The sequence below is a fragment of the Muriicola sp. genome (assembly GCF_041567615.1).
Taxonomy (GTDB): domain Bacteria; phylum Bacteroidota; class Bacteroidia; order Flavobacteriales; family Flavobacteriaceae; genus Muriicola.
The window spans coordinates 1-7,792 of the sequence record NZ_JBFGBM010000133.1; the positions used below are offsets into that span (position 1 = coordinate 1).

Annotated in this window: 7 protein-coding genes and 1 tRNA gene; 1 reads left to right on the forward strand and 7 read right to left on the reverse strand. The window is 50.0% G+C overall.

Translation table 11 applies throughout. The features are described from left to right. The 7 genes from ABYP73_RS09540 to ABYP73_RS09570 form a co-directional block, all read right to left on the reverse strand. Positions 1–1,904, reverse strand: a 1,904-nt coding sequence (locus tag ABYP73_RS09540; protein ID WP_372974159.1) for a peptidylprolyl isomerase, incomplete at its 3' end; no start/stop codon positions are given. 91 nt (positions 1,905–1,995) lie between these two features. Next, positions 1,996–3,285: a hemolysin family protein gene (locus ABYP73_RS09545; RefSeq protein WP_372945971.1), complete on the reverse strand. Its 1,290-nt coding sequence runs from the start codon at positions 3,283–3,285 to the stop codon at positions 1,996–1,998. Between the two features lie 2 nt (positions 3,286–3,287). Beyond that, positions 3,288–3,491, reverse strand: coding sequence for a hypothetical protein (locus tag ABYP73_RS09550; protein ID WP_372945972.1), 204 nt, complete (start codon positions 3,489–3,491; stop codon positions 3,288–3,290). Continuing rightward, the gene (gene lptC / locus ABYP73_RS09555) at positions 3,488–4,093 is read right to left on the reverse strand and encodes an LPS export ABC transporter periplasmic protein LptC (protein ID WP_372974160.1); all 606 of its coding nucleotides are present in this window, start codon (positions 4,091–4,093) and stop codon (positions 3,488–3,490) included. The genes ABYP73_RS09550 and lptC overlap by 4 nt, the downstream gene beginning before the upstream one ends. A 2-nt stretch (positions 4,094–4,095) precedes the next feature. Next, positions 4,096–5,466, reverse strand: a complete 1,371-nt coding sequence (locus tag ABYP73_RS09560; RefSeq protein WP_372945974.1) for a tetratricopeptide repeat protein — start codon at positions 5,464–5,466, stop codon at positions 4,096–4,098. A 39-nt stretch (positions 5,467–5,505) separates the two neighbouring features. Further along, positions 5,506–6,771: a hypothetical protein gene (locus tag ABYP73_RS09565; protein ID WP_372974161.1), complete on the reverse strand. Its 1,266-nt coding sequence runs from the start codon at positions 6,769–6,771 to the stop codon at positions 5,506–5,508. Next, the gene (locus ABYP73_RS09570) at positions 6,772–7,500 is read right to left on the reverse strand and encodes a type III pantothenate kinase (RefSeq protein ID WP_372974162.1); all 729 of its coding nucleotides are present in this window, start codon (positions 7,498–7,500) and stop codon (positions 6,772–6,774) included. It abuts the gene before it with no gap. A 103-nt stretch (positions 7,501–7,603) separates the two neighbouring features. Between ABYP73_RS09570 and ABYP73_RS09575 the strand changes: the two genes are divergently transcribed. After that, a tRNA-Phe gene (locus ABYP73_RS09575) sits at positions 7,604–7,679 on the forward strand. The last annotated feature ends 113 nt before the right edge of the window (positions 7,680–7,792 follow it).

Here is a 7,792-nt window from a genome sequence, read left to right on the forward strand (position 1 = left end):
AAGGCAGTCCCGACCACCAGGGGTTCCCTGCCTGCGCCGGGAATGGTGGGGGCTTTTACCGTTAAAGCTGTTGCCGTTGTGACGGTGGTATTGTTCGCAGAGGCGATCTCGGACATGGATTTACCGGCGTTTTCCGTTTTGATCCTCTCTGCCTTTTTCTTCTTTCGCAGCAGGGGAAGCACAGTAACAGAAGCATCTTCCACGTCCATAAGGCCTTCCTTGTAAGTTGCGGTGAGTTGAACGACCGCATAGCCGTTATTCGCATCGAACCTGCGAATGTCCCCCAGTTTGGTGTCCTGGCTGAAGGCCCACTGTACGATCCTTCTCTGGGCCCCAAGCCCTGGAAGGTTTTCGTCCATCGCTTTCAACCTGTTCACCGGCCTTACCACATAGTCGTTCTCCTGGGCCACCTCGCTAAGGCTTTTCTCGGAGTCTACCGACATCATCTCAAATTTGGTGGCATCGGTGAAAAGTGTATTGATCGTTTCCTCTGAGGGCTCGATATCGCGGGTCAGGGTAGCGAGTTGCACCAGGTCCCTCTTCTCATCGACCTTCACGATATGAAAACCGAATTCCGTCTCTACCAGCCCGATGTACCCCACCGGGTTGCCAAAGGCAAAATCATTGAATTTGGGGGTCATGACACCTTCCTGGAAATACCCGAGGTCTCCCCCTCTGGGACCGGAAGGTCCGTCTGAATTGTCCCTGGCCAGCTGGGCAAATACTGCATTCGGCTCCAGGGCCTTTTTGAGTACTTCCTCGGCCTTGGCCTTAGCCTCTTCCTTGGTGCGCTTTACCTCCGGATTGGCTCGTTCTGCCCCTTCATAAGTGATCAGGATATGGCTGGCCTTTACGGAGCCATTCGGCTTTTTGGCCATCATCCTGGAGACCTTGAATACATCCCCGTCCCTGTAAGGTCCAAAGACTTGTCCGACTCTCAGGGTCATCAGGGAATCTGCAAAGTTTGTGGGCAATTCCGCCTTGGCCTTAAAGATACTGTCAAATTTGGCATCGGAATACCTGGCCAGGAAGGCCTCCACATCTTTGGTATTCCTGAAACCGGCTATGGTATCCGTCCTGTCTGTCTCAGCAGAGTACTCCACAGTATCATCCAGCAGGGCCGTTATGGCCGATTTTGTCTCCTCCACATCCTTTTCGGAGGGAGCTTCTTCAAAATAGACGAATTGAATGTCCCTGGATCGCTCCTGGGTGTATTTCTTTTTGTTTTTCTTGATGTAGTCCTCAATTTCCTTTTTGGTGACCGAAATGGCGCTGTCAGGGATAGAGGTGTAAGGAACCCTCACATAACGAATGTCTACCTTATTGTTGGCCAGCTTATAATCGAGTTCCCCTTCCTTAAGAGTTGCCCCCATCCCGGCACGGACCAGGTTGAAATAGGCTTGTTGCTTGGCATTCTCAATAATGGCCTGCTCATCCTGCAGCCAGTCCTGGTACTGGGCAGGAGCATTCACCTTGAGCTCCAGGATGAACTCCCTGAACCTTCGTTCGTCAAAGATCCCATTCTCATCCACAAATTGGGGATTCTGGGCCAGGCCCGGGCTGTTCTTGATGATCTCTATGATCTGGTCCTGTTCGATCTCGATCCCGAGTGCAGAGATCTGCTGGTCGAGGAGGGTGTTGCGCTCCATCTGGTTCCAGATACTGTTGACCAACTGCATGGAGGAGGCATTCTGACCGCTGGTACGGGTAGCCCTCTCCAACTGCTGCCTGAAGGCATCGATGGATATTTCCTCCCCGTTGATCTCCCCTACTGCGGAGCCAACTTTTCCGCCGGAAAAACCATCACTGGTAAAGATCCCCGAGATCACAAATGCAAAAAGGGCCATCCCGATGATCAGAATCAGTACGGTGGTCCGTTTCCGGATATTCTCTAAAATTGCCATTTATCTAGATTGTTTGAAATCAGTGGGCGAAATTACCATTTTCCCTTAAATAATAAAAGTTAAACCAGGGCTATCTGCAGGGGGTTGCGGGCTAATTACTTTCTTCTATTTCCAGGGTCACCAGATCGATCTTGGTGCTGGACACTTCCAGGATGGTAAACAGGTAATCTCCGATCCGAATCTTGCTGTCCTGCTCGGGGATCTCCCCCGTCTCGTGGACGATGAGTCCGCCCAGGGTTTCAAACTCTTCCGTGTCCGGTAACTCCAGCTTGTAAGTCTCGTTGATGTAGTCAACTTCCAGGCGTGCCGAGAATTTGAACGTCCTTTCGTCTAACTGTTCCTCGTGCAGGTCGGTGGTGTCATGTTCATCCTCGATCTCCCCGAAGAGTTCCTCCACGATGTCTTCTACGGTCATCACCCCGGAAGTCCCCCCGTACTCATCCAGGACCACGGCCATGCTTTTCCGCTTCTTGGTCAGGATCTTCAGGATCTCGTGAATGAGCATGGTCTCCGGCACAAATTCCACCGGGAGCAGGATGCTCTTGATCGTCTTCGGCTTCTTAAAGAGTTCATAGGAATGGATGTAGCCGATGATATTGTCGATGGTATCCTTATAGACGAGGATCTTGGAATAGCCGGTCTCCGAAAAGAGCTTAGCGAGGTTCTTAGGGGTTTCGTGAAGCTCCACGGCGGTGATCTCCGTCCGGGGTACCATCACCTCCCGGGCCTTTACGGCAGAGAATTCCAGGGCGTTCTGGAAGATCTGTATCTCCGAGTCGAGATCGTCCTCCTCTTCCACGGCTTCCATTTGTTCCGTGATGTAATCGCCCAGCTCTACCTTGCTGAAGGCCAACTGAACCTCATCTCCCCGGGTCTTAAACAAGACCTTCAGGATATAGTCGGATACCTTGATCACGAATTCGGATACAGGAGAGAACACCGCATAGAAAAGATAGGCCGGAATAGCCAGGATCTTCAGCAGGGTATTCGCATAGATCTGGAAGAAGACCTTGGGCAGGAATTCTGCCGTGATCAGGATGATCAACGTAGAGATGATGGTCTGGGTCAGGAGGCTGAAATCGGTAAGCGCCAGCTGAAAGAACCGGTAGGAAGAAGGAAGCATTTGCTGGAACCACTCCATCAGCAGGTCTCCCATATAGAACCCGTAAACCACCAGGGCAATATTGTTGCCGATAAGCATGGTGGCGATAAACTTGGAGGGCTTACGAGTCAGGCGGGAGAGTACCTTGGCCAGGAAGCCCGTTTGTTTCTTCTCGATCTCGATATGGATCTTATTGGCAGAAACAAATGCGATCTCCATACCCGAGAAAAAGGCAGAGAGGATCAGGCAGACAATGATAATGAGAACGGCGTTGTCCAAGGCTATGAATTATTGTCCCGCTTTCTCTTTTCGAATCGCTTACGGTAATTCCTTCGGAAGATGAACATCCCGATGGAAACCACGGCAAAGAAAATAAATATGTAAGTACCCTGCCGGTCCGTTTCCCATAGCTCTCCGATCTTATAGATGGAGATCAGGGCCACTGCCAGGTAGAGGTATTCGGTAAATCGCAAGATCTTGATCATGATTCGTCTTCTTTAATCGATATGTACCCATAGGTCCTATGGGCCTTAAAATATGTAAAATCCCGGTTAAAATCCATCCCCTCCCCGTCCATGATGGTTCCGTCTTCCGGGTTGGTATAGGTGAATTTCTCCTGGGTAAAAATCCATTCGTCCTTTCGGTCCCAGTACAGCTGGGGAGTCTCCAGTTTTTTCCCGTCATGGGTTTCTATCACGACACCCCCGCGGAGGTTGATGATATTAGTCTGGGAATAAATGATACCGTAGTCTGCCTTGATGGTACTTTTGTTGTTGTCCTGGTCGTAATACTCCACCAGGAGTCCCTTCGGAAAGGTCCGGTATTTAAAGATCATGTTGTCATAATCCTCGCTCAACGGGCTTTTCAGTACGGCGATCACTCTCGAAGATCCTTTGTCCTCGCTTTCCAGTTCCTCAATAGTCTCGGTATACGTGAGTTCAAAATCCTGGGCCACCCCCTGGGGAAAGATCAGGATCTTCTTTTCCTCCCCTACCCGTTTATAGGTGTCCTGACAGCCGTAAAAAAAGATTGCCACAGTAAAAACCATGGCAATTGTCTTTGCTATATCGGTATTTCCCGGTAACATACTTACAGGTTGGGGACTGTCACGCTCCCGCCAACCCAGCATTTAAAGGCCAGGGTTTTTCCGGCCATCCCGGAATTAAAGATATCGGTCTTGGAAGGAGCTTTGGCATCGTAGCTGGCTGCGGCCTGTGCTGCCCTTCCACTGAGCGCGGGGTCAACCCTTCCGGCCTTGCGGGCCATGTCAGCAGCCCTCCAGTATACGGCACGCTTTTCAAATGGGGTGTCCCCACATTCGTTGGCGCTAGAGGCATAGAGACTGGCGATCAAAAGGTAGGCATTCCCGTTAGACGGGTTGGCATCTATCGCTTTCTGGGCATAGCTCCTCGCCGTAGACTTGCTGGTATTCCTGTAGCTGGTCGCGATCTTGTAAGCGATGTTTGATTTCTTCCTCGGATTTGTCTCCAGTTCGAGGGCCTTGTTAAAGTCGGCTATCGCCCCGCTATTATCCCCGGATTTCTTCTTCAAGGTTCCTCCGTACACATAGGCATCGGCGGATGGGTCCAGTCTCAGCTGAGCTTCGAACAATTTGCGGAACATGGGGTCGTCCGTACATTCCTTGCTGAACATTCTCCCCACGGCTCGCTTCACCCAGGTTACGTCGTCTTTTCTCGACTCAAAGTTTCTTTGGTAAAGAGGGATCAGGTTCTCACAGTCGGCCAGGGCCCCCAGTTTGGAATCCACGCTGGAAGCGATCTTTCCATAGGATTCTGAGTTGGTGGTAGCCACCCTAAGGCTCCTCTTCTCTTTTGAGGTGAGGGTACCTGCATCTTCTTTTGGAAGCAACTTGGTGATGACATCTGTGAGCTCTGCATTCTCCTCTTCAATTTTTTCAGTTACATCATCATAGGTGTTGAATACGTCCTGCAGATCTTTTTTTCCGGCATTGTGAAGGTCCACCAGGCTGGAAAAGTACAGATACAGGGCTTTGGGATTCTTGAAGTTCGCACGGTCTTCTTTAAAGGCCTTGTCCAACGCATTGAAGATCTCCTCGTCAGAGGCCATTTTGTTATCGTACATCAAGAGCACCTTATCGATGGCTACCCCACCTTTGGTGAAACTTTCCGGAAAGTATTTGTTGCTGTCATCGTAGAGTTTCATCAATTCCTTGATAAACCCGTCTTTCTCGGCTCCTGTACTGTTGTCTATCTTATGGGCCAGGATCCTCTCCCCGTAGGAGAAGTTGGCCTTGTTAATATCGGGACATGCGGCATAGACCAATTTCCAGGGTCCGTATGCAGCGTCGTAATTTTTAACTTTTGCATGCTCAGCGTAGATAGAGAGGTTGGTCATGCATTCGGCATTTTGCCCCTGTCCTAAACTTATGCCTGTAAAGCCAAAAATGGCAAACATCATCAAGTAAAGTTCCTTTTTCATCGTGTTGCGTTTTAAAGCGGTTAATGTACTAATTTTTTATCAATTTATTTTCCTTTTTTGGAACCATCTGTCATTAAATGAGACCCCTACGTTTACCCCGAAGTATTTTTCCTCTATCAGGTCTGCCGCAGTGGTTCCCCTCTTTCCCCATTCGAAACCGAGGTTGAGGTTTGAGAAACTGCCTCCCAGTGGTAAGCCAAGACCAAAAGTTATGCCAAAGTTCTGGATCTCCTTTCCGTTGACCACGATACCTGTAAAATCATATCGCACCCCGGCCCGGTAGATCACCCTTTTGAAGTAGCTGTTAAAAGAGGCATAGTCCGGGATGTAGAAGGCGCCCATGGCGTAACTGCTGGCATCCGTATATTCCTGATTCTGTATCCTGAGAAAACGGTTCTCAAAGGTACTGAGCTGCTGAAAGCTGTATTCTGCGCCCAGGAACCATTTCTTGTCCTCTCCAAACCCGAGGCCGAAGGTGGCGATGGTCGGGATCTTGAGTTCCGTGTTTTTCAATCCTTGCTGTGCCAGGTTGACCTCCAGTTCTTCGATGGTGTTCCCGGTGGATAGAGAGAAGGAATTGATGGTTTGTGTGTTTTCAGAGACCAGGTTCACCTGGGTGTTGATCACTGCGGAGGTGAACAGGGTGTATTTATCTTTGATCCTGGGTGTAAAGGTCAGGCCGTAGACAAAATCGTATCCCCCAACTTCGGAAATCTGTATCTCCCGGGTGCCGTACTGCAAGCCTTCCACCCGCTGGGTCTTGGTGTTTTCGAGCGTCCCGAAATTATAGTTGACGGAAGCCCCCAGGTTCAGGTCGCGGGCCAGTTCAAAGCCCAGGGAGAAAAAAACCTGGTTGATGCCCCCTTCGCCCGAATAGAGATTGGTCTCCTCATTCCCATTGGTGTTGGTCCTTTCCTGGAGCACGTCGTATCCCACGGAAGAAAAGGGGCGGATGCCGAACCCTGCAGAGATCTTCGGGCTGATGGGAAAACCGATGGCCAGGTATTCCAGATTGGTCACCGAGGTTTTCTCCTGTTCCGTAAAGCTGTTAAGGGAGATCTCCCTGTGGCTCATTCCGGCCGTGTAGGTGGTGAGCCTCAGTTTGCCGTAACCGGCAGGGTTTTTCAGGGTGAGGTGAATGCTGTCTGTGTACATGCTGAGACCGCCCATCATCCGGTTCTCAATAGTGGTCCCGGACCTCAGGTCGCCAATCCCGAAATAGGAATACGGTGATACGGTTCCGTTTTGCCCGTAAAGTCCCATGGCTGTCAGGCATAGTATGGCGAAACCTATCTTTCTGATCATTTAGTGTTTGTTGTAATCGAGCAAATAATTCAAGCCCTCAAGAAGAAAATTAGAGTTGGCAAATATGGTATTTTTTAACCGATTGGACAAAAATTGCCCATCACCCCCTGTTAAAATAACTGTTAAATGTTCGAATCTACTGTGATATTCCGCGATCACCCCGTCTATCTCCTTGCAGGTCCCGTAGATCACCCCGCTGTGGATGCTCTTTTCCGTGGTGTTGCCGATGAGCTCCACAAAGGGACTGGGATCGAGCAGGGGCAATCTGGCGGTATGCTCGTTGAGCGACTGGTATCGCATGCGCAGGCCGGGGGAAATGGCCCCACCCAGGTACTCCCCGTAATCGTTGACCATGTCGTAGGTGATACAGGTACCTGCGTCTATGACGAGCACATTGGTATGGGGGTAGTTGTAAAAGGCAGCCGTGGCCAGGGCGATTCGGTCTACCCCCAGGGTATCCGGACTCGCATAGGAGTTCTTGAAAGGTACCTTGGATACGGAGGTAAGCAGTTCCACTTTACAGAAGATGGCCAATACGTCGAGCTCGCGTTTACTAAGGAGGCCTACAGAGGCCACCAGGGCATGGGAGATGTCCGGAAATTTGGAAAAAATGTCTTTTACGGTCTTGTGAAAGCCGTCGGCATCGGTAGTGGAATGGAATAATAGTTCCTTTTTCCTGAATACCGCCAATTTGGTGGACGTGTTCCCGGCATCGATCACGAGGTTCATGTTACAAAGATTGCAAAAAGGGCAAAAAAAGACGGGGCTTTTTTTCCTTTTTTATTGGTAGTTCCTAAATTTGAAATTATATTTGCCCCCGCCTAAGAGGCATGGTACCTTAGCTCAGTTGGTAGAGCAACGGACTGAAAATCCGTGTGTCCCCAGTTCAATTCTGGGAGGCGCCACCATACTTGAACCCTGTAAAGTCATGGACTTGCAGGGTTTTTCTTTTCCGGTCTGCTCCCCTGAACAACTCCCTTTTTTTCTATGATTTGCTCCAAATAGTCGGAAACATGAAAAT